Origin of the sequence: Kitasatospora sp. NPDC057940, from assembly GCF_042887425.1 — a bacterium.
Lineage (GTDB): Bacteria > Actinomycetota > Actinomycetes > Streptomycetales > Streptomycetaceae > Kitasatospora.
This window is the reverse complement of record NZ_JBHVPH010000001.1, coordinates 672,164-692,339: the sequence shown is the minus strand read 5'-3', so window position 1 is coordinate 692,339 and position 20,176 is coordinate 672,164. Positions and strand designations below refer to the sequence as shown.

The 20,176-nt window shown below is 75.3% G+C and carries 20 protein-coding genes; 7 read left to right on the top strand and 13 right to left on the bottom strand.

Going from position 1 to position 20,176, the window contains the following annotated elements:
- Both ACFVTF_RS02980 and ACFVTF_RS02975 read left to right on the top strand, forming a co-directional pair.
- Nucleotides 1-831 (top strand): class I SAM-dependent methyltransferase, encoded by an 831-nt coding sequence (locus tag ACFVTF_RS02980; protein WP_387808178.1) that lies wholly within the window; start codon nucleotides 1-3, stop codon nucleotides 829-831.
- Nucleotides 832-1,286: 455 nt separating this feature from the next.
- Nucleotides 1,287-2,780 carry a PP2C family protein-serine/threonine phosphatase gene (locus tag ACFVTF_RS02975; protein WP_387808176.1) on the top strand — a complete coding sequence of 498 codons (1,494 nt, stop codon included), beginning with the start codon at nucleotides 1,287-1,289 and terminating at the stop codon, nucleotides 2,778-2,780.
- A 109-nt stretch (nucleotides 2,781-2,889) separates the two neighbouring features.
- Here the strand turns inward: ACFVTF_RS02975 and ACFVTF_RS02970 are convergent, their stop codons facing one another.
- From ACFVTF_RS02970 to ACFVTF_RS02940, 7 genes are all read right to left on the bottom strand, one after another.
- Nucleotides 2,890-3,240, bottom strand: a complete 351-nt coding sequence (locus tag ACFVTF_RS02970) for a DUF2516 family protein (protein ID WP_063348783.1) — start codon at nucleotides 3,238-3,240, stop codon at nucleotides 2,890-2,892.
- A gap of 122 nt (nucleotides 3,241-3,362) precedes the next feature.
- Nucleotides 3,363-3,923 carry a hypothetical protein gene (locus tag ACFVTF_RS02965; protein ID WP_371518212.1) on the bottom strand — a complete coding sequence of 187 codons (561 nt, stop codon included), beginning with the start codon at nucleotides 3,921-3,923 and terminating at the stop codon, nucleotides 3,363-3,365.
- 2 nt (nucleotides 3,924-3,925) lie between these two features.
- On the bottom strand, nucleotides 3,926-4,390 hold the full coding sequence (locus ACFVTF_RS02960; protein ID WP_371518211.1) for a helix-turn-helix domain-containing protein: 465 nt from the start codon (nucleotides 4,388-4,390) through the stop codon (nucleotides 3,926-3,928).
- 69 nt (nucleotides 4,391-4,459) lie between these two features.
- Entirely contained in the window at nucleotides 4,460-5,581 is a 1,122-nt protein-coding gene (locus ACFVTF_RS02955; protein WP_387808171.1) for a MerR family transcriptional regulator, read from the bottom strand.
- A gap of 34 nt (nucleotides 5,582-5,615) precedes the next feature.
- A complete protein-coding gene (locus ACFVTF_RS02950; protein WP_387808168.1) occupies nucleotides 5,616-6,509 on the bottom strand; it encodes an RNA polymerase sigma-70 factor in 894 nt (297 codons plus the stop codon).
- A gap of 43 nt (nucleotides 6,510-6,552) precedes the next feature.
- Entirely contained in the window at nucleotides 6,553-6,834 is a 282-nt protein-coding gene (locus ACFVTF_RS02945; protein ID WP_387808165.1) for a hypothetical protein, read from the bottom strand.
- Nucleotides 6,831-10,076 carry an SNF2-related protein gene (locus ACFVTF_RS02940; RefSeq protein WP_387808163.1) on the bottom strand — a complete coding sequence of 1,082 codons (3,246 nt, stop codon included), beginning with the start codon at nucleotides 10,074-10,076 and terminating at the stop codon, nucleotides 6,831-6,833. The genes ACFVTF_RS02945 and ACFVTF_RS02940 overlap by 4 nt, the downstream gene beginning before the upstream one ends.
- A gap of 182 nt (nucleotides 10,077-10,258) precedes the next feature.
- Between ACFVTF_RS02940 and ACFVTF_RS02935 the strand changes: the two genes are divergently transcribed.
- The gene (locus ACFVTF_RS02935; RefSeq protein WP_387808160.1) at nucleotides 10,259-10,867 is read left to right on the top strand and encodes a YceI family protein; all 609 of its coding nucleotides are present in this window, start codon (nucleotides 10,259-10,261) and stop codon (nucleotides 10,865-10,867) included.
- A 168-nt stretch (nucleotides 10,868-11,035) separates the two neighbouring features.
- Here ACFVTF_RS02935 and ACFVTF_RS02930 read toward each other — a convergent pair whose 3' ends face one another.
- Nucleotides 11,036-11,998: a LysR family transcriptional regulator gene (locus ACFVTF_RS02930; RefSeq protein WP_387808158.1), complete on the bottom strand. Its 963-nt coding sequence runs from the start codon at nucleotides 11,996-11,998 to the stop codon at nucleotides 11,036-11,038.
- Between the two features lie 112 nt (nucleotides 11,999-12,110).
- On the opposite strand from ACFVTF_RS02930, the gene ACFVTF_RS02925 reads away from it, so the two are divergent.
- On the top strand, nucleotides 12,111-13,370 hold the full coding sequence (locus ACFVTF_RS02925; RefSeq protein ID WP_387808155.1) for an MFS transporter: 1,260 nt from the start codon (nucleotides 12,111-12,113) through the stop codon (nucleotides 13,368-13,370).
- A gap of 10 nt (nucleotides 13,371-13,380) precedes the next feature.
- On the top strand, nucleotides 13,381-13,860 hold the full coding sequence (locus ACFVTF_RS02920; RefSeq protein WP_387808153.1) for a macro domain-containing protein: 480 nt from the start codon (nucleotides 13,381-13,383) through the stop codon (nucleotides 13,858-13,860).
- On the opposite strand, the gene ACFVTF_RS02915 is transcribed toward ACFVTF_RS02920, so the two are convergent.
- The gene (locus ACFVTF_RS02915) at nucleotides 13,845-14,432 is read right to left on the bottom strand and encodes a GNAT family N-acetyltransferase (RefSeq protein WP_387808151.1); all 588 of its coding nucleotides are present in this window, start codon (nucleotides 14,430-14,432) and stop codon (nucleotides 13,845-13,847) included. The two genes, ACFVTF_RS02920 and ACFVTF_RS02915, sit on opposite strands and share 16 nt — an antisense overlap.
- 43 nt (nucleotides 14,433-14,475) lie before the next feature.
- Here ACFVTF_RS02915 and ACFVTF_RS02910 point away from each other — a divergent pair, with 43 nt between their 5' ends.
- Complete coding sequence (locus tag ACFVTF_RS02910) at nucleotides 14,476-14,616, top strand: hypothetical protein (RefSeq protein WP_387808148.1); 141 nt, start codon at nucleotides 14,476-14,478, stop codon at nucleotides 14,614-14,616.
- 10 nt (nucleotides 14,617-14,626) lie between these two features.
- Complete coding sequence (locus ACFVTF_RS02905) at nucleotides 14,627-15,505, top strand: TetR family transcriptional regulator (RefSeq protein ID WP_387808145.1); 879 nt, start codon at nucleotides 14,627-14,629, stop codon at nucleotides 15,503-15,505.
- A gap of 80 nt (nucleotides 15,506-15,585) precedes the next feature.
- Here ACFVTF_RS02905 and ACFVTF_RS02900 read toward each other — a convergent pair whose 3' ends face one another.
- From ACFVTF_RS02900 to ACFVTF_RS02885, 4 genes are all read right to left on the bottom strand, one after another.
- On the bottom strand, nucleotides 15,586-16,866 hold the full coding sequence (locus tag ACFVTF_RS02900) for a GNAT family N-acetyltransferase (protein ID WP_387808142.1): 1,281 nt from the start codon (nucleotides 16,864-16,866) through the stop codon (nucleotides 15,586-15,588).
- Between the two features lie 40 nt (nucleotides 16,867-16,906).
- The gene (locus ACFVTF_RS02895; RefSeq protein ID WP_387808139.1) at nucleotides 16,907-17,428 is read right to left on the bottom strand and encodes a GNAT family N-acetyltransferase; all 522 of its coding nucleotides are present in this window, start codon (nucleotides 17,426-17,428) and stop codon (nucleotides 16,907-16,909) included.
- A 115-nt stretch (nucleotides 17,429-17,543) separates the two neighbouring features.
- Nucleotides 17,544-18,839 (bottom strand): C40 family peptidase, encoded by a 1,296-nt coding sequence (locus ACFVTF_RS02890; RefSeq protein ID WP_387808136.1) that lies wholly within the window; start codon nucleotides 18,837-18,839, stop codon nucleotides 17,544-17,546.
- A gap of 238 nt (nucleotides 18,840-19,077) precedes the next feature.
- Nucleotides 19,078-20,160, bottom strand: a complete 1,083-nt coding sequence (locus tag ACFVTF_RS02885) for a hypothetical protein (RefSeq protein WP_387808133.1) — start codon at nucleotides 20,158-20,160, stop codon at nucleotides 19,078-19,080.
- Nucleotides 20,161-20,176 lie beyond the last annotated feature (16 nt).

Here is a 20,176-nt window from a genome sequence, read left to right as displayed (position 1 = left end):
ATGGCTGCCTCCTTCGACTCCGCGACCGCACCCGCCCGTGGGCGGACCGGACGGCCGGTGGGGACGGTCACCCGGGGCACCACCAACACCAACCGGCTGCGGCGGATGGACCGCTGGATCGCCCACACCCTCGGCCGCACGCTGCGCGCCGGCGGGCGCCCGCCGGTGGCGGTCGACCTCGGCTACGGCGCCGCGCCGTGGACGGCCGTCGAACTGGCCGGGCGGCTGCGCACGGTGCGCCCGGACGTCCGGGTGGTCGGGATCGAGATCGAGCCGGAGCGGGTCGCGGCCGCGCTGCCGTACGCCGAACCGCCGCTGCTCACCTTCCGGCGCGGTGGCTTCGAGGTCCCGCTGGACGGCGGCGCGCCGGCCCAGCTGATCCGGGCCGCCAACGTGCTGCGGCAGTACGACGAGTCGGCGGTGGCCGGGGTCTGGGAGCGGCTCTGCGCCCGGCTGGCCCCGGACGGGCTGCTGGTGGAGGGCACCTGCGACGAGATCGGGCGGCGGCACGTCTGGGTCGCGCTCGGCCCGGAGGGGCCCCGGACGGTGACCTTCGCGGCCCGGCTGGGCGGCCTCGGCCAGCCCTCCGACCTGGCCGAACGGCTGCCGAAGGCGCTGATCCACCACAACGTGCCGGGCCGGCCGGTGCACTCCTTCCTGGCCGACTTCGACCGGGCCTGGGCGGCGGCCGCGCCGTACGGGGCGTTCGGGGCGCGGCAGCGCTGGGTGGCGGCCTGCACGGCGCTGGCGGGCGACTGGCCCCTGGTGGACGCGCGCGGGCGGTGGCGGCAGGGCGAGGTCACGGTGCCCTGGAGGGCGCTCGCGCCGTAGCGGGCCACGCGGCCGGGGACGCCGGCCCGGCACGGACCGGGGCCGGTGCGGGTGAGCGACTCACCGCATTCACTCGAACGAGTTATCGAATACCACTGGCGTGTTGACGCCCCATCACGTCACGATGGACGCCGCCGGACGACCTGCCCGTGCGCCGTCGCCGCCCGGCGCCACGGCGTCCACCTGCGGCCCCCGACGTCACCCTCGACCAGGGTGATCCGCGTCACCATCGCCCGTCCCCTTTCCTCCCCCGCCACCGCGGGGATGCCAGCCGTCGTCCGAGTCAGATCACCGCACCGCCACCGGCGTGGCAAAAACCACAACGGCGCCGGTCGGCCAGAGAAATCCCCGGAGATCACGTTATGGTCGCGAGAAGTTCCCCGGCGCACGGTGCCAGGCGGGCACTGCGGACGGGCGCTGACCGTTACGCACTCGGGGAAAGGGAGGAACCACCGATGCCCGCAACGGGAGACGGGCGGGCACCTGGTGCCACGAGCCTGTCGGGCGCCCAGGCCGGCGCCCCCGTTGACCATGCCCGCAACCGCCCGGCCCCGACCGGCCCGACGCCGGCCGGCCAGGTGACGGCCGCTCCCCCGATACCGCACCCCCGGCACCAGACCGGACACACCTCGGCCCCCGCCGACGCCCCCGCCGCGGCCGCCAGCAGCACCGCACCGCTCAAACTGCTGGTGATCGAGGACGACGCCTCCGACGCCCAGCTGATCAAGGCGGCGGTCGCCGACAGCGGCACCTCGATCGAGATCCACTGGGCCCGCGGGCTGGAACAGGCCACCGAACTGCTCGCCGTGTCCCCGTCCGGCACCCGGCGCGGGCGCTCCCGCGGCAGCAATTTCAGCTGCGTGCTGCTCGACCTCGCCGCCCCCGCCGACCTGCCGCACCCGTCCGACGACTCCGACGGCCTCGAAGGCCTGCACGAACTGCTCCGCCGCGCCCCGCACACCGCGGTCGTGGTGCTCACCGACGCGGCCGGCGCCGAACTGGGCGCGGCCGCCGTCGCCGCGGGCGCCCAGGACTTCCTGATCAAGCACGCGACGGACGGCCCACTGCTGGGCCGCGCCCTGCGCTACGCCGTCGAGCGCAAGCGCGCCGACGAGTCGCAGCGCCGCCTGGTCGAGGCCGAACTGCGAGGCCAGGAGAACGCCCGGCTCCAGCGCCACCTGCTGCCCACCCCGCTGCTCGACGGCGCGGGCCTCTCCTTCACCCGGCGCTACCGCCCGGGCCGCCGCCGCGCCCTGCTCGGCGGCGACTTCTACGACGCCGTCCGCACCGACGACGGCACCGTCCACGTCGTGATCGGCGACGTCTGCGGCCACGGCCCGGACGAGGCCGCGCTCGGCGTCGCCCTCCGGATAGCGTGGCGCACCCTCGTCTTCGCGGGCCTCACCGGCGAGGCCCTGCTGACCACCCTCCAGCACGTGCTGGAACACGAGCGGCGCAGCGACGAGATCTTCGCGACGCTCTGCATGCTCGTCATCGAGCCGGGCGGCGCCAGCGGTGGCCTCGACTCGCTCGGCGCCGGCGAGCCCGCCCGGCTCTACCTCGCCGGGCACCCGGCGCCGCTGCTGCTCGGCCGCGACCACCAGCCGGTCACCCTGCCCGCCGACCTCGCCGGTCCGGCGCTCGGCCTGCTGCCGTGCCACGACGGGCAGGCCGCGTGGCCCGCCCAGCAGCTCGAACTCCAGCCCGGCTGGCGATTGTTGCTCTACACCGACGGGCTGATCGAGGGCCGGGTCGGGGCCGGCTCCCGCCGCCTCGGCCAGGACGGGCTGGCCGACCTCATCGGCGACCACCAGTCCGCCGGGCTCACCCGGGGCCGGCTCGTCGACAGCGCCATCGCCGAGGTCGAGGAGCTCAACGGCGGCGCGCTGACGGACGACGTCGCGGTGCTGCTGCTGGAACGCAACCCGGTGCAGCTGATCCTCGGCTGAGCCGGCCGGCGACGACCGGAGCCGACCGGAGCCGGGTACGGCGAGGCCCGGGTGGGTGAACTCCCCGCCCGGGCCTCGCCGTTGCCTGATCTTTGCCCGATCGCGCGGCCTACCAGGGGCCGTACGGACCGGTGTTGCTGCGGCCGCCACGGCCGCCGCCACCGGTCAGCTCCCGGATCGCCGGGCGCACGTCCACCATGTAGACGATCGACGCGACCAGCCCGGCGAGCGTCCCGATGCCGGTGAAGAAGTTCACCCCGAACAGCAGGTCCCAGCCGAAGGCGATCGCCAGGATCGCCAGCCAGAACGGCTTGGTCTTCTTGTCCGCCGCCCGGTAGGCGTCCTCACGGCGGGTGACCGCGTCGCCCAGGGCGAACAGCTTGAAGCCCAGGATGGCGACGGACAGCCACCAGATCGGGTTCAGATAGGCCAAGTCCAGAATCTGGGCCACTCCGCCCATCACGCTCTCCTCTGTCTCTCGCCTCCGGCGCTCCGGCCACCGCCCATCCTGGCACGGTCGACCGTCCGCTCTCCTGTCAACGTCCAGCGGTCACCGGATGTGCCCGTCCGGCGGCCCTTCCCTCACTCCGCGCGGTCGGCGGCCTTCCGGGGGCGGGCGGCCTTCTTCGGGGCGGGCCGGGCGTCCGCGGCCGGGGCGGTGGCCGGGGTGTCGGTGTCGTCCTCGACCAGCTCGGCCTCGACCGGCTCGGCCGCCCGGGCGAGCTCCGATTCCCCGGCCGGCAGCCCCGGCTCGGCGGGCGCGCCCGGGCGGGCCCGGTCCACCACGACCTTGCCGCGCTCGGCCAGCTCGTCGTACGTCTCCTTGGCCTTCACCGCCAGCTCGACCGCGCGGCCGACCTGCTGGAGGGCGAAGCCCTGCGCCCGCTCCTGCAAGGTCCGCAGGTCGACGGGGAGCGTCGTGACGGTCTCGGTGACCTTGGCCTGCGCCTCGGCCAGCTTCGTCTGCGCCTCCTGGAACCGGGCGGTGGCCTTCTCCTGCGCGCCCTTGCGGTCCGCGGTGAGCGCCTCCACCCGGCCCGGCACCTCGCGCAGCTTCTCGTACGCGAGATCCCCGGCGCCGGCGATGGCGTACAGCGGGGTCGGGTCGCTGAGGGTCTTCTTGATCTCGTCGGTGATCGGCATGCTTACCGGTCCTCCCGGTGGGTGTTCTGGGTGACTGAGCCGTCGGTCGTCGGGCCGGAGGCTGGTGGAACGCCGGTGCCGGTGCCGGCCGCGGGCGACCGCTCGGCCACCGCGCCCCGCTGGACGGCGTTCTCCTTCAGGAAGGCGTCGTAGACCGCGAGCAACGCCTGCTTCTGCTGCTCGTTGATCAGCGGATCGGCCAGGATCGAGGCCCGCAGCTCCAGGCCCTCACCTCGCCGCTCCTCCAGGATCCCGGCCTGGACGTACAGCGTCTCCGCCGAGATCCGCAGCGCCTTCGCGATCTGCTGCAGGATCTCCGCGCTCGGCTTGCGCAACCCTCGCTCGATCTGGCTGAGGTACGGGTTCGACACGCCTGCGGCCTCCGCCAGCTGGCGCAGTGAGTACTGCGCGTTCCGGCGCTGCTCGCGGATGTACTCGCCCAGCGAGCCGACGTTCAGTGAGGCCATACCGGCAGACTGCAACATCCTGCTTGCAGATGCAAGCAGGATGCTAACAACAGCAAACGGCGGGCGGGCTCAGCCGAGGTCGGGGACGCGGACCGGCATCAGGAGCGAGAAGGTGCCCTCCCGGCCCGGCGTGCGGATCGCCAAGGGGGCGATCGGGCCGCCGAGTTCGAGCACCAGCTGCTCGGGCCGGCCGACCCGCAGGGCGTCCAGCAGGAAGTCGCGGTTGACCGCCACCCTCAGGTCTCCGGACGTGGATCCGGGGCCGGGCTCGGCACCGGCCACCGCCAGGCGGCCGTCCGCCGTCAGGGTGAGGACGGTGACCGCGCAGTCCGCGCCGTTCGGGCCGGAGGGCAGGGTGCGGGTGGCGCCGGTCTCGACGGCGCCGCGCAGTTCGGCGGCGGACAGGTCGATCCGGTGCTCCGGTTCGAGCCGGGTCAGCGCCCGGTGGTCGGGGTAGTCGAAGTCCAGGGCGGCGCCCTCGATCCGGTGGCCGCCGGTCTCGGCCCGGACCAGGCCGCCGCCGAGGGTCACCTCGACCTCGACCTCGCCCGTGCCCGCGCCCGCGCCGAGCAGCGCGCGCAGGGCGTCGACCAGGGCGGTGGGGACGATCGTGCCGCCGTCCGCCCTGGCGGGCGCCGTGGTGGCGGGCACCTCGGCGAGCGCCATCCGGTAGCGGTCGGTGGCGACCAGGCGCAGCACCGGGCCGTCCGGTTCGAACAGCACCCCGGCGAGCGCCGGGGTGTCGGGGTCGCCGCCGACGGCGAAGCGGACCGCGTCCAGTGCGGCGGCCAGCTCCTCGGCGGGGACGGTGAGGCGGACTTCGGCGGGGGTGGTGGTCATCGGTTGCTCCCTCTGGTCGATCATCACGCGGATCAGGGAGAGCTCGCGGCGGGCGTCGGCGAGGCCGTCCTCCAGCCGGCGCAGGTGCGCGTCGAGCACCCGCGCGGCCGCGCCCGAGCCGGGCGCCGCGCCGAGCACGGCGCGGATGCCGGCCAGCGGCAGGCCGACCCGGCGCAGCCGGGCCAGCAGGCGGGCGTCGGCGAGTTGCCCGGGCCGGTACCAGCGGTAGCCCGTCTGCGGGTCGACCCAGGCGGGGGTGAGCACCTCGGCGCCGTCGTAGTAGCGCAGGGTGCCGACGCCCAGGCCGCTGACGCGGGCCAGCTCGCCGATGCTGTGCAGCTCGCTCTCCATGCCGGTGACTCTGCGGGCTCGACCAGGTCGAGGGTCAAGCCCGGCCGGTGAGGTGGGCGAGCTTCGACGGGTTGCGGACGATGCGCAGCTCGGCGATCCGGAGCCCGCCGTCGGGCCCCTCGACGAAGTCGAACACCGAGACGGCGTCGATCGCACCGTCCTGGGTGACCAGCAGCCCGGGCTGGCCGTTGACCAGGACCGGCCGGAGCTCGGCGCCCTCGCCCAGCTGGCCGAGCACCCCGAGCAGGAAGCGGGCGACGTTGTCGGCGCCGGTGACCGGGCGCAGCGCGGCGCGGACCACGCCGCCGCCGTCGGTCCAGGAGGTGACGTCGGGGGCGAGCAGGTCCAGCATCCGGTTGAGGTCGCCGCCGACGCAGGCCGCGAGGAACTCCTCGGTGGCACGGCGGCGCAGCTCCGGCGGGGCGTCGTAGCGCGGCCGGCGGGCCCGGACGTGCGCCTTGGCCCGGCTGCCGACCTGCCGGCAGGCGGCCTCGGTGCGCTCCAGCGCCTCGGCGATCTCCCGGTAGGAGAAGCCGAAGGCCTCCTTGAGGACGAAGACGGCCCGCTCCAGCGGGGACAGGCTCTCCAGCACCACCAGCAGGGCGAACGAGACCGTCTCGGCGCGCTCGACGTCGGCGGTCGCGTCCGGCTCGGCGACCAGCGGCTCGGGCAGCCAGGGGCCGACGTAGGCCTCGCGGCGGACGGCGGCCGAGTCGAGCCGGTTGAGCGCGAGGTTGGTGACCGTCCGGGCCAGGTAGCCGCCCGGGTTGGCGACCGGGCCGGTGACGCCGCTCCAGCGCAGCCAGGTGTCCTGGACCAGGTCCTCGGCGTCGGCGACGCTGCCGAGCATCCGGTAGGCGATACCGAAGATCATCCGGCGGTGCCGCTCGAAGTCGTCGAGGGCGGGGTCGGTGAGGGTGTCGGTCACCGCTCCGACGCTACCGCACGGGCGGCGGCGAGCCGAGGCCTCGTCAGCCGCGGAACGCCTCGTACGCGGGGGCGAGCAGGGTGGCGAGGTCGCGGCCGCGCACGGTGACGCCGGAGCGGCCGAGACGGCGCAGCGAGGGCTCGTCGGGCTCCTCCTCGGGCCCGGGCGGGGCCGGGCGCAGGGTGAAGCCGCCGCCCCAGTAGGCGGCGACGTTCACGGCGGCGGCGTTCCCGGCAGGGGCGTTCCCGGGTTGGGAGTCCACGGTTTGGGCGTTCCCGGCGGGGGTGTTCCCGGGTGGGACGGGGGCGGGGTGGTCGGGTGTCATGCGTCCTCCTCGGCGACGGCGTCCTCGCGGGTGAGCGCGACCAGTTCACGCAGCGCCTCGACCGGCAGGTCGGTGAGCCAGCGCTCCCCCTCCCCCACCACCGCTGCGGCCAACGAGCGCTTGGCGGCGAGGAGTTCGTCGATCCGCTCCTCGACGGTGCCGACGCAGACCAGTCGGCGGACCTGGACGTCCCGGCGCTGGCCGATCCGGAACGCGCGGTCCGTGGCCTGCTCCTCGACCGCCGGGTTCCACCAGCGGTCCAGGTGGATCACCTGGTTGGCGGCGGTCAGGTTGAGGCCGGTGCCGCCGGCCCGCAGCGAGAGCAGGAACACCCTTGGCCCGTCCGGGGACTGGAAGCGCTCGACCATCTCCTCGCGGCGGGCCCGGGGGACGCCGCCGTGCAGGTAGAGCACCTCCTCGCCGAGCCGGCGGGCCAGGTACGGGCGCAGCATCGTGCCGAACTCGGCGTACTGGGTGAAGACCAGCGTCCGGTCGCCCTCGGCCAGCGCCTCCTCCAGCAGCTCCGCCAGCCGGGCCACCTTGCCCGAGCGCTCGCCCAACGCCGATCCGTCGTGCAGCAGTTGGGCCGGGTGGTTGCACACCTGCTTGAGCTTGCCGATCGCGGCCAGCACGGTGCCGCGCCGCTCCACGCCCCGGATCCCCTCGACCCGCTGCAGCAGGTCGGCCACCACGGCCTGGTAGAGGCCCGCCTGCTCGGCGGTGAGGCTGCACCAGACGGTCATCTCCTGCTTGGCCGGCAGCTCGGCGGCCACCGCCGGGTCGGACTTGAGCCGACGCAGCACGAACGGGGCGGTGCGGCGCTGGAGTTCGGCGGTGCGCTCGGGGCTGCGGTGCAGTTCGACCGGGATCGCGTAGCGCTCCTTGAAGCGCTCGGCCGGGCCGAGCAGCCCGGGGTTGGCGAAGTCCAGGACGGCGTGCAGTTCGGCGAGCCGGTTCTCCACCGGGGTGCCGGTCAGGGCGATCCGGTGGCGGGTGACGGGCAGCGCGCGGACGGCCCGGGACTGGGCGGTGCCGGCGTTCTTGACGTACTGCGCCTCGTCGGCGACCACCCGGCGCCAGCGGATCGCCCGCAGCGCGGCGAGGTCGCGCTGGACCAGCCCGTAGGTGGTGATGACGAGGTCCACGCCCCGTACGGCTTCGGCGAGTCGGTCGGCGCCGAGGCGGCCGGAGCCGTGGTGGACGTGGCGCCGCAGCGCGGGGGCGAAGCGCTCGGCCTCGCGCTGCCAGTTGCCGACCAGGGACATCGGGCAGACCAGCAGGGTGGGGCCGGACGCCCCCTCGGCCTGCTCGGTGGCCAGCAGGGCGAGGGTCTGGACGGTCTTGCCGAGGCCCATGTCGTCGGCCAGCACGGCCCCGAGGCCGAGCCCGGCCATCGCCCGCAGCCAGGCCAGGCCCCGCTCCTGGTAGGGGCGCAGGGTGGCCCGGAAGTCGGGCGGCAGCGCGGGGGCGGGGGCCGGGGCGGCGCGCCCGGCGAGCAGGTCGCCGAGCGGGCCGTCCGCGCGGACGGCGGTGACGGGCAGCCCGGCGACGGTCGCCTCCGGATCGAGGGCCAGCCGCAGCAGGTCGGCGGTGGCCAGCACGCCGTCGCGCCGGTCGGCGAGGAAGGCGAGCGCGGCGGCGATCTGCTCCGGGTCGGCCTCCAGCCAGGTGCCGCGGACCCGGACCAACCCCTGCTTGGCGGCGGCGAGTTCGGCCAGTTCCTGCTCGGTGAGCGGCGCCCCCTCCGGGCCGAGCGCGGCCTGCCAGCGGAAGGCGACCACGGCGTCCCGGTCCACCTGGGAGGAGACGGCGAGCGAGCCCGGCGCGGGCGGGGTGGTGGCCCGCAGGGCGAGCCCGAGCCTGGGCCGGCGGCGCCACCAGGCGGGCAGCAGCACGCCGAAGCCGCCCTCGGCGAGGGCGGGCGCGGCGGTGCGCAGGAAGTCCAGCGCGCCGGCCCGGTCGAGCGGCAGGGCGGCCGGGCGGGAACGGTGCCGCAGGCCGTCCAGGGCCGGCCAGCGGTGGGCGGCGCGGGCGAGCTCGGTGACCAGGACGTCGGCCGGGTCCGGCGCTTTGCGGGCCAGCGCGGCGTGGGCGGCGCCGCCTTCGTGCAGGTCGGCGGCGCGGACCAGCAGGGAGGGCTCGTCGACGGCCTGGAGCAGGAACTCCAGCTGCCAGGCGTCGTCGGAGGGCCGGCCCTCGGGGTCGTCCGGGTCGGGACCGAGTGGCTCCAGCAGGCGGAAGCAGAGCCGGAGCGCGGGCGCGGTGGGCTCGGCGGCGGCGTACCAGGCGGCGATTCGGCGGCGCAGTTCGGCGAAGCCCTCGGACCGGACGTCCGTGAGGCCGCCGTCCGGGGTGGTCAGGGCGTGCAGCCAGCGTTCGGCGGCGGCCCCCACCGCAGCGGTCCCCACCGCGACGCTCCCCACCGCGGCGACCGTCGTGGCAGCGGCCTCCACCACGGCGTCGGCTGGAGCAACACCGGGTCGGGCGTCGCCGGTTCGGGCACCGCCCGGGCCCAACGGGGGCGCGCCGGCCAGGGCGGCCCGGGCCTCGGCGTCCACCAGCGCGCCCAGCGCGGCGTCCAGCAGGGCCTCGCCGGTGCCGGCGCCGCCGGTCGGCCACTCCCCCAGCAGGACGGGCGGGCAGGCGTCCGCCAGCGCGGCGGCCTCCCGGCGGCCCGCCGGGGTGGGGTCGGGCCGCCAACGGGCCTGCGGGCGGCCGTCCGCCAGGACGGGCAGCGGCAGCACCCGGCCCCGGCCGACCGTTCGCCAGGCGAGGTCGTGCACGCCGGTCAGCCAGCGCAGCGAGGGGCCCTGGACGACCTCGACGCGCCCGGTGCCGGGCAGATCGGTGCTGGTGACGGCCCAGTGCGGGTCGAAGACCTCGCCGAGCAGTTGGGCGGCCGCCCCGGTGTCGAAGAGCAGCGCGGGGACGCGCCAGGGCGTCAGGACCGCCGCACCCCGCACCGGGGTGACCGGCAGGTCGGGCGAGGGCGCGGGCAGGGCGCCGGTGGTGGGCAGCAGCAGGGTGGCCCAGCGCTCGGGGGCCTGGCCGGCGAGCCAGCCGAGGCCGGGCCCGATGCCGCCGAGGACGGCGGCGAGTTCGCCGGCCGGGCAGGCGTAGGGGTGGGCGCGCGGGGCCGCCCGGCCGGGGCGGGGCTCGGCGGTGCCCGGGTGGGAGCGGGCGTCCTCGGCCCACAGGGCCAGCCGTCCGCCCGCCCGCCAGAGCGCGTGCAGGACGAACATGCGGGAGGCCTTCCGGTCGGCGGAACCGTCCTTCGCAGCCTAACCGGGCGGTCCGACAGTGCCGCTCCGCCAAGTCTTTCGCGAAACGCCGAGCACTGTGGTTGAAATTTGAACGAAAGCGGCCTACGCTGAAGCCAACAAGTTGAAGCCTAAACAAATGGCTTCGGACCCGAGGAGGAGCCATGGGCCTGTTCAACCGCACCAAGACCGCCGCCCCCACCGCCGTCGTCGAGACCCCGGCCGGCCCGGACCTCGCCCACCTGAGCGGCGACTGGACCATCGACACCACGCACAGCGAGGTCGCCTTCTCGGTGCGCCACGCCATGGTGACGAACGTCAAGGGCCGCTTCACCGAGTACGACGGCAAGCTGCACCTGGACGGCAGCACCCCGGGCAACTCCTCCGCCGACCTGGTGATCAAGGTCTCCAGCATCGACACCAACCAGGCCCAGCGCGACGAGCACCTGCGCACCGGCGACTTCTTCGCCGCCGACACCTACCCGGAGATCCGCTTCCGCAGCACCTCGGCCGAGCGGCTGCGCGGCGACACGTACCGGATGAGCGGCGAGCTGACCATCAAGGGCACCACCCGCCCGGTGGTCCTGGAGCTGGAGTACACCGGCAGCGCCACCGACGCCTACGGCGCCGAGCGGGTCGGCTTCGAGGGCAGCGCCGTCCTCGACCGCACCGAGTTCGGCCTGACCTACAACGCGGCCCTGGAGACCGGCGGCGTGCTGATCGGCGAGAAGGTCAAGCTCAGCTTCGACATCTCCGCCGTCAAGGCGGCCTGACCCGGCCGTCCACGACTGCCACCCGGGCCACCGGACCCGCCGCGCGGCCCGGTCCGCCCACCCGCCGCCCCTGCCGACCCCCCGACGGCAGGGGCGGTGTCGCGTCCCACGGTTTCCGGCGGCTGGTCCCGGCGGCCCGGTCCCACCCGGCCCCGGCACCCGGCCCGGTCACCCGAGCAGCACCGCGTCCGCCGCCGGCAGCCAGCTGCCCGCCGGCCGCCGCAGCCAGCCCTCGGCCGCACCGAGCCCGGCGGCCGCCGCACCCAGCGCGGCCAGCCCCGGGTGGCGCTCGCCGGGCCGGTGCACCAGGCTGACCAGGCTCAGCGGCACCGGCTCCACCAGCGGCACGTTCACCACCCCCGGAATCCTCGGCCCGCCGACGGTGGTCAGCATCGGATCGCCGTGCCGGGCCAGGTAGCGGGCCGTCTCGTCCACGCCCACCGGCGGCACGTACGGCGCGGCCGGCGTCAGGCCGTGCTCGCGCAGCAGGCGGACGCCGAGATCGGTCCACTCGGTGGTGGCCGGGTTGCCGGCGCAGACGTCGACGGGGTGCCCGGTCAGCTCGGCGACCCGCAGCACCGGACGGTCGGCCAGCGGGTGGGTGTCCGCCATCATCACCGAGATCCGCTCCAACCGGACCGGCCGCTGGGCGAGTTGGTCGCGCAGCGGGGCGGGCAGTCCGGCGAACCGGCCGAAGGACACGTCCAGCCGGTGGGCCAGCAGTTCGGCGGCGGCCGCGGCGAGGCCGCCGTGGAAGCGGGCCAGCAGTTCGCCCTCCGGCCAGGCGGCGCGGGCGCGTTCGAGCACCCGGTCGGCGGTGAGGTCCGGGCCGGTGACGTCGCTGTTGAGGTCCAGCAGCAGCGGCCGGGCCGCGGCGCCCGCCAGGATCTCGTCGTGCAGGGCGAGGAGCCGGCGCGCCCGGGGCAGCAACCGCTGCCCGGCCGGGGTGAGTTCGACGCTGCGGGTGGTGCGGGTGAACAGCGCGTCGCCGAGCAGTCCTTCCAGGGTCCGGATGTCCCGGCTGAGCGCCTGCTGGGCGACGTGCAGCCGCCCGGCGGCCCGGCCGAAGTGCAGGCTCTCGGCGGTCGCGACGAAGCCGCGGAGCAGGCGGGGGTGCAGGTCACGGGGCATGGGCGGCAGATTAACAACACCCTGCTGTGAATGCGGCGGAACAGGTGTTGGACCGCCGCCGGGCACCGACGGGAGGCTGGGGCCATCCCCCTCGACCTCCCCCAGGAGCCCGATGCCCTCGCGCGCCCTCCTCGCCTCCTACCGGCGGCTGTTCGCGGCCCCCGGCGCGGCCGCCTTCACCCTCGCCGGGCTGCTCGGCCGGCTCGCGCTGTCGATGAACGGCGTCTCGCTGGTCGTGCTGCTCGCCGAACGGCGCGGCTCGTACGCGCTGGCCGGCACCGTCTCGGCCGCCGGGCTGGTCACCGGCGCGATCGGGATGCCGCTGCTCGGGCGGCTGGTGGACCGGTACGGGCAGGCGCGGGTGACCGTACCGGCCGCGCTCTACAACGCCGCCCCGCTCGCCGCGCTGCTGATCTGCCTCCGGCTCGGCGCACCCGACTGGACGCTCTACGCCTGCTGGGCGGCCGGCGCGGCCGCGCCCAACCTCGGCGGCATGGCCCGGGCCCGCTGGGCACACCTGTACCGGGCCGACCCGGCCGCCCGGCACCTGGCCAACTCCCTCGAACAGGCCCTGGACGAACTCTGCTTCATGGCCGGGCCCGTCCTCGCCATGACGCTCTGCACGGCGGTCGCCCCGGAGGCCGGGCTGCTCGCCGCCGGGGCGCTCGGCACCACCGGCGCCCTGCTGTTCGCGGCCCAGCGGCGCACCGAACCACCGTTGCCCGCCCGCTCGGAGGGCGACCGCCACGGCTCGCCGCTGCGGGTGCCCGGGCTGCGGGTGCTGCTGCTCGCCTTCCTCGCCACCGGCGTCGTCTTCGGCTCGACCGAGATCACCACCGTGGCGTACGCCGACGCACTCGGGCACAAGGCGGCGGCGGGCGCGCTGCTGGCCCTGGTCGCGGGCGGATCCTGCCTGGCCGGGCTGCTGTTCGGGCTGCTGACGCCGCGCCGGGCGACCGGGGTGCGCTTCCTGTCCGGGGCCGCGGCGATGGCCGGGGTGCTGCTGCTGCCGCTCGCCGCCGGACTGGGCGGGGCCGGGCTCGGCCTGCTCGGGGTCGCGCTGTTCGCGGCCGGCACGGCCACCGCGCCGACCATGGTGACCGGGATGACGCTGGTCCAGGAGCTGCTGCCGGGGCGGCAGTTCAACGAGGGGATGGCGGTCGCGGTGTCCGGCATCGTGGTCGGCATCTCGGGCGGTGCGGCGCTCGCCGGCGCGGTCGCCGAGCACGCCGCCCCCGGTACCGGCTACGCGCTGCCCGCCTGCGCCGCCGCGCTCGCCCTGCTGATCGCCCTCGCCGGGCGGCGGCACCTGGGGCAGTCGCGGCGCACCCCGGCGGACAGTGCCGAGCGAACTGTCAGTGCCTCGGTCTAGCGTTCGGGGCATGGCGGAAATCACCTATGTCCAGGGCGATGCCACCGCGCCGCAGGGTTCGGGCGTGAAGGTGATCGCGCACGTCTGCAACGACCTCGGCGGCTGGGGCAAGGGCTTCGTGCTCGCGCTGTCCAGACGCTGGCCCGAGCCCGAGGCCGCGTTCCGGCGCTGGCACCGGGAGCGGGCGGGGAACGACTTCGGGCTCGGCGCCCTGCAACTGGTGCAGGTCGAGCCGTACCTCTGGGTGGCCAACCTGGTCGGCCAGCGCGGCATCCGGACGGGGCGCTCGACCGGGGTGCCGGTCCGGTACGAGGCGATCGACACCGCGCTGGCCGCGCTGGGCGACCACGCGCGGGAGCTCGGCGCCTCCGTCCACATGCCGCGGATCGGCTGCGGGCTGGCCGGCGGGCGCTGGGAGCGGGTCGAACCGCTGGTGTCCGCGCGGCTGGTGGAGCGAGGGGTGCCGGTGACGGTCTACGACATCGGCTGAGCCGGCGCCGCCTGTACTGGCACCGCCTGTACAGGCGGCGCCTGCTCCGCGAGGCTCTCGGCGGGCCAGCTGTACACGTACTCGGGCAACACGTACCCGCCCGGGAACACGCCCTCCTGCACCCGCGTCCGCACGCCGCCCTCGCGCTCGTAGAAGGCGATCGCGCGGATGTTGTCGCGCAGCACCTCCAGGTACAGCTCGGCCCCGGGGTGCCGTTCGGCGACGTGGGCGCGGGCCGCGGCGAACAGCGCGCGGCCGATGCCGCCGCCGGTCCGCCCGGGGCGGACGTGCAGGTTGTCGACCAGTACCCGGCCGTCCGGCTGCGGGACGAGGTAGATGAACCCGACCGTCTCCCCGGCCTGTTCGGCGATCAGCAGTTCGGGCTCGGCGGCCGGATCGCCGTAGTCGACGGTCAGCCGCAGCTCCCACAGCTCGCGCCGCTGGGCGGGCAGCCCGTCGCCGAGTGCGTCCGCGGGGACGATTCCGCGGTAGGCGGTGCTCCAGCTGTGGGCGTGCAGGTCGGCGACGGCCGCGGCGTCCTGCGCTCCGCCGTGCCGGATGGTGGTCTGCACGGGACTGATCATGTGGCGAGCCTCCCACAGATTGGAGTTGAACATGTTCAAGCTGAGCCTCTACAGTGCTCACATCATTTTGAACGCGTTCGAAATGGCGGGGGTGGTGGATGTGGCACCGAGCGCGGAGGGGACGCCCGGTGCCGCGTCCACCGACACGGGTCGGAGCTTCGTCTCCGGTTAGGCTCGTGCCCGTGGACGACCTGGCAGCGACGAACCGAACGGACGGCACGAGCGGTGCGGCCGCGACCCCGGCCGACACCCCGACCGACCCTGCGGCCGCGCCCGACACCGTCGGCGGGCCCGGTACCGACAGCGGACCCGGTACCGACAGCGGACCCGGTACCGACAGCGGGCCCATGCCCGGCGGCCGGGCGCAGCCGAAGACCGACAAGAGCGAGCAGACCCGGGCACTGATCCTGGAGACCGCGATGCGGCTCTTCCAGGAGCGCGGCTACGAGAAGACCACCATGCGCGCGATCGCCACCGAGGCGGGCGTCTCGGTCGGCAATGCTTACTACTATTTTTCGGCGAAGGAATTCCTGATTCAGGGGTTCTATGACCGAATGACGTACGACCATGCGGCGGACGCCAGGAATCGCATGGCCCATACGCGGAACTTCGCCGAGCGCCTGGAAATCGCGCTGACCTCCTGGCTCGACACGGCCGCGCCGTACCACGAGTTCGCCGCGCAGTTCTTCCGCACCGCTGCCGACCCGACCAGCTCGCTGAGCCCGTTCTCCAACGAGTCCCACCCGGCGCGGGCGACCGCCGTGGAGCTGTTCCGCGACGTGCTGCAGGGATCGGAACTGGCGCCCAAGCTGGACGCCGAGCTGGGCGAGCTGCTGCCCGACGTGCTCTGGCTGCACCTGATGGTCGTGGTGCTCTACTGGGTCTTCGACCGGACCGAGGACACCGAGCGGACGCGGGAATTCGTCCGCCGGTCCACTCCCATGGCGGCCCGGGTCATCAACCTCTCGCGTTATCGGGTGTTCCGCCCGATCGTCCGCGATGCCAAGGGCCTCATCCAGGACTTCATCCTGCCGACCATCGGGAAAACCGCCGTCAAGTAGCCCCCCCCCCCGGAGAACAGCTCGGACGCGCCGGGGGCCGGACCGCAGCACTGCGATCCGGCCCCCGGCGTAGCGGCGGCTCAGAAGCCGTCCGGGTTCCAGGGCTGCAGCGGCGTGCGCAGCAGCAGGTCGGCGGCGGCCGCCGCGCCGGGGCGCAGTTCGGTGAGCAGGCCGGCCGCGAGCAGCCGGGGCGCCGTCTCGCCGCCCAGGTAGAGCGACGCCAGCGCGGAGGCGCCCAGGGCGAGGTCGGCGTCGTCCGTGGTCCGGGTGCAGCGGCCGGTGCCGTCCGCGGCGACCTCGATCGCCCAGCGGCCGGAGGCGTAGCCGAGCCGGTCCTCGACCTCCAGGACCACCCGGCCGGGCGCGCCGTACGTCCGGGCGTCGAACGCGGCCGCCACGTCCAGCACCCGCAGCCAGGTGAAGTCGGCGTTGTCCACGTACGGGGTGGCGGCGCGCGGGTCCTGGAGCAGCAGCGGCAGCGGGTCGTCCGGGCCGATGTTCTCCGCGACGACCTTGCGCACCCAGTCGACGGAGAGGACGAAGCGCCACAGCTCGGCGGCGGTCGCCCGGTCGAGGGCGAGGAAGTCGGCCACGGTCAGGGTGCAGTTCGGGTAGCTGCCGTCCCAGGTGTCGTCGACCCGGTAGGCCACCAGGCCGGTGACCGTGCCGTCGGCGTCCCGGTGGACGGCCACGAACGGCTCCTTGAACTCGTTCCCCGGCACCTTGAGTTCGCCGGTGTTCCGCTTCCACCACAGCTCGTCGCGGGCGATCGCGCCCGGCTGGGTGCGCCGCCAGCGCTCGTGCAGGTCGGGGCCCAGCTCGCGGGCCTGCGCCATGGTCGCGAAGTCGATCCGCCCGCCGGGCACGGTGGGCAGGCCGTCGCGCAGGCCTCGGGTGCGGTGCAGGTCGATGTTCCAGCCGTGGCCGCGGGTGGCCGGGCCGAAGCCGTAGCGGCCGTAGATGTTGTACTCGGCGGCGATCAGGATGGCGACCGCCGAACCGCGCTCGGCGGCGGCCGCGAGGTCGCGGCGCATCAGCGTGCCGAGCAGGCCGCGGCGGCGGTGGGTGGCGCTGACCGTCACGGCGGTGATGGCGTCGGCCCGGACGGCGGCCCCGCCCGGGACGGTCAGCTCGACGTCGAAGCTGCGGAAGGTGGCGATGCAGCGGTCGCCGTCGAAGCCGGCCAGCATCCGGCCCGGCTCCCACTGCAGGCGGCGGAAGTCGGCCGAGCTCTCCGCGTGCGAGCGCAGGAAGCCCAGAGCGAGCGCCCGGTCCCACGCGGCCACCTCGCTCTCGGCGATCGCGCGGATCTGGAGGCCGTTCACGATGTCGACGGCCCCGTCATCGGTTGTGTTGCCCATCGGGCCACCGTACGGGCGCCGCTTTCGGGCGGCATCCCATTTATTCCGTGCCCGATGCGTAGTGCTCCCCCGGCACCACCACCCAGTGGTTGCAGTGCAGGACGCGGTCGGCGAAGTCGACGTCCTGCTCGCCGAGCAGCCGGAAGCCGAGCGCCCGGCAGATCCCGTTGGACGGGCCGTTGGCCGTTGCCGGGAAGGCGTGCACCGGGCCCCACCGGCCGTCCCGGGCGGCCGCGTCCAGCAGTTCCCGGACGGCCGCCTTGGCGAGGCCGCGCCCCTGGAACTCGGGCAGCACCATCCAGCCGATCTCGGCCACGGCGGCGCCGTCCTCCTCGTGCGACCAGAGCGTGACGGTCCCGGCCGCCACCTCCGGCCCGGCGCCGTCCGGGACGATCACCTTGATCCACGAACGGTCCTCGGCGACCTCCACGACGTCCTTGCGCAGCCGCTCCCGCACCCGCTCCTCCGGCAGCGGCCCGCCCAGCTCGGCCATCATCACCGCGTCGCACCGCATCCGGACGTACGCCCCGGCGTCCCCCGCCTCGACGTCCCGCAGCCTCATCGCGTCTCCTCCCGAGTGGTCGACGCGGCCACGCTAGCCTCCGCCACCGACAGCCCCGGCGCGAGCCGGGCGCGCACGTCGGGCCCTGCGGGCGGGCGCAGAAGCGGGCCGGGCGCTACGGGCGGGCGTAGAAGTCGGGGGTGCCCATGATCCAGAGGCTGGCCTGTTTGACCGGCATGCCGACGCGGGGGGCCTCGATCATCTGGTCGTCGCCGATGTAGAGGCCGACGTGGTAGATGTCGGCGGCGCGGCCGGTGTCCGTCCAGAACACGAGGTCGCCGGGGCGCAGCTGCTGGTAGCTGACCGGGGTGCTCTGGGCGTACTGGTCGGCGGCGAAGTGGTTGAGCTGTTTGCCGCCCTCGCGCCAGGCCATCATGGTGAGCCCGGAGCAGTCGTAGCCGGCCGGGCCCTCGCCGCCCCAGATGTAGGGCAGGCCGATCTTGGAGCGGGCGAAGGCGATGGCGGCGCCGGCGCCCTCGGCGGACCACGGGCGGCGGGCGGCGGGGGGTGCGGCCGGGGTGGCCTTGGCGGCGGCCTCAGCGGCGGCCTCGGCGGCGGCGGCCGCTTCGGCGGCGGCTTTCTCGGCGGCCTTCTCGGCGGCGGCGCGGGCGGCGGCCTCGGCCTCGCGGGCGGCGATCGCCTCCAGGGCCTCGCTGCGCCGGCGTTCCAGGTCGACGGTGGTGTGCCGGGCGGCGGCCAGGTCGGTGAGCAGTTGTTCGCGGCGGCGGTCGGCGGCGGTGACCGCCTCCTGCTGGGCCGCGAGCCGGGCCTCGGCCCTGGCCCTGGCGGCGCCGACCTCGGTGGCGGCCTTCTCGGCGGTCTCGGTGGCGGCGCGGGCGGCGGCGGAGGCGCGGGTCGCGGCGGCGGCGGTGGAGGTGGCGGCGTCGAGGATCTGCCGGGTCCGCTCGCTGGCGACGCCGATCACGGCGGCGCGGTCGCCGGCTTCGCGCGGGCCGTGGGCGCCGAGCAGGGCGTTGAGGGCGGAGAGTGCGGCGCCCGCGCCCTGGCGGTACGTTTCGGCGGCGAGCTGGGCGGCGTCCTCGGCGGCCGCGGTGCGGTCGGCCTCGGCGGCGGTGGCGCTCCGGGCGGCGGCGGTCTCGTCGGCGCGGGCCCGGGCGAGGGCGAGCTGGGCGCCGTTGTAGGCCTCGACGGCCTGTTCGGCGCTGCGGCCGGCCTGGTCGAGTTCGGTCCGGGCGGCGGCGAGGCCGGCTTCGATGGCGGTGACGGAGGCGGCGGTGCGGTCGGCCTCGGCGCGGGCCCGGTCGATCTCCCCGGTGGTCGGGTACGGGTCCTCCGTCCGGGCGGGGCCGGCGGCCGGTTCGGGGTCCGCCGGGGCGGCCTGGGCCGCGGGGAGCAGCCCGAGCAGGGCGGTGAGGGACAACAGGAGGGTCGGCAGGAGCCTGCGCGCCACGAGACATCCCCTTCTCACGGGTCCGGAGGGGACGGCGGCGGACGGTCCGCGGCGCTCGGGCGGGGCGGCCGGGCGGAGCAGGTCCGACGAATCATCCCATCACATGACAGAACGGTCACTCGCCGATCATGTTCTCAACTCCGGCGCTTTTCACACCTCTAACGCACTCCGCCGGGCGGGTGACCATCAGATGATCTGACCGCCAGTCACCTTCGGTCAGACGCACAGGGTATGCGAACTACCGGTGGATCCGGCGGGTGTGCGGCCGCAGGTGGGGGTGTCGCCCGGAGCGGTGCTCCACCCCGGTCGGACGAACCGCGTACGTCCGATTGCGCCCCGCCCGGATCGCGCGACGGCGCTGCTGCGCCCCGAGGGCCGGGCCGCCGCCGGGGCCGCCCGCGCCGTACGGCCCACCCGCCGCCGGGGGGTTCGCCGCTCCGGCACCGGCGGCGGCCGCCGAGCGGCGGTCCGCCAGCCGCGCCTGACGCCGGGCCAGTGCCCGGGCGGCGTGCGCGTCGAGGTGGGCGGTGGCCCGGGCGGACATCCGCTCGGCCACCCGGTGGGCGGCGGGGTGGTTCGCGGGCACCTTGTCGGGGGCGCCGGCGATCAGGTCGAAGAGCCAGGTGCGGGCCCGGTCCGCACGCCGGTGCAGCAGGCGCTCGCGCCGGAGCGCACGGGCCCGGCGGCGCGGGCGCGTGGCGTACCGCCAGCGGGCCCACGGGCTGCTCGGGCGGGCCAGCCGGATCGCCCCGATCCAGGACAGGCCGGGAACCATGATGCCGAGCAGGCCGGTCCACATCTTGCCCTTGATCAGGGTGATCACCGAGGCCAGGGCGTTCACCGAGATCACCGTGATCAGGCCCCACCTGGTCTCCTGGCTGGGCACCACGCCGAGCGGCACGTACCCGACCAGCAGCAGGGCGGTGAACAGGATCCCGAAGATCACCGCGTCCACCGACTTGCGGCCCTGCTCGCTCCAGTACACGTCGTCCAGGTGCAGGATCAGCGCGAACTCGTCCAGCACCAGGCCGCAGCCGATGCCGAAGACAAGCCCGAACCAGTCGATCCACGGGTGCCCGCCGTACGTGGCGAACACCCCGACGCCGCCGACCAGCAGGAAGCCCAGGCCGAAGACCATGTGATGGATGTGCAGGCCGCCGGGGGTGACGTTGCGGAACCACCACCGCACCTCGGCGCGGATCATCCGGACGCTGAACCGGATGCACACGAAGGAGGTGATGAAGCCGACCAGCAGCAGGAACAACGGCTGTTTGTGCGCGGCGACGATGTGCTCGCGGTAGCCGTCCAGCAGTGTGGTCATGCGTCTTACCTTCGTT